Source organism: Campylobacter sp. W0014 (assembly GCF_020135975.1).
In the GTDB taxonomy this organism is placed as follows: Bacteria; Campylobacterota; Campylobacteria; order Campylobacterales; family Campylobacteraceae; genus Campylobacter_D.
On sequence record NZ_JACHTR010000081.1, the window covers coordinates 1 to 804 of the forward strand.

Annotated in this window: 1 protein-coding gene; it reads right to left on the reverse strand. The window is 30.3% G+C overall.

Going from position 1 to position 804, the window contains the following annotated elements; translation table 11 throughout:
• On the reverse strand, window positions 1-630 hold a 630-nt coding region (locus H2277_RS09040; protein WP_337201972.1), incomplete at its 3' end, for a hypothetical protein.
• Between the last annotated feature and the right edge of the window lie 174 nt (window positions 631-804).

Below are 804 nucleotides of genomic sequence, written 5' to 3' on the forward strand. Positions count from 1 at the left end.
TTTCTCTTTTCTGAGTTCCATTGCTTCTTTAAGGAAAGTGGTATTAATGTCGCTAAAACCGCTTACATGTGAAATGATTTTTTCAAATTCTTCATCACTTAAGCTTAACAAATAAGGCATTACATGGGGCTTTATAATGGCATTAACTTTTGTGTAAAGGCTATTTTCTATCCGAGAATCAGGATCAGTACTAAAAATAACATTGGGTTCGTGGTGTTCTTTAACTTTATCTCCGAAGGTGTATATCACTATATCTCCTGGATCTAGCATAGGTGCAAATGGCAAACTACGAGAATATACAAAAAAAGTTCCTAAAGGAAAAATCAAATCATTTTTAATATAATACTCAATCACAAGTTTTTCTTTTGTGACATAAATTCTTTTAATATTTGCCATTTTATAGATATTTTGTGCAAGTCCATATATAACTAAAAGAAATGTAAAAAAAACTATAAACCATTTATAATCTATTTCTTTGCTAGGATTAAATAATCTAGGAAACAAATAAAGCATAAAACATAAAAATACAATATTTGTTATCCAAAAAAGCAAAAATCCAATATGTTTTTTTCTTTCAAAAATAATTTCATCTTGAGTGTCTTGTTCTTTGATTTCTGGGTTGTTACTCATTTTTATCCTTTATCTATTCTGCTCTTACCTCTCCACCTCTAACCACAAGTCCATTAGAGTCTATAGTTACTTCAACTCCACCTGCTTTAATAATAACACAATCTCCCTTAGTAACAATTTGAGTATCGCCTACTTGGTGGAGGATTTGATTGCCTGCCTTTACTTCACAATCTG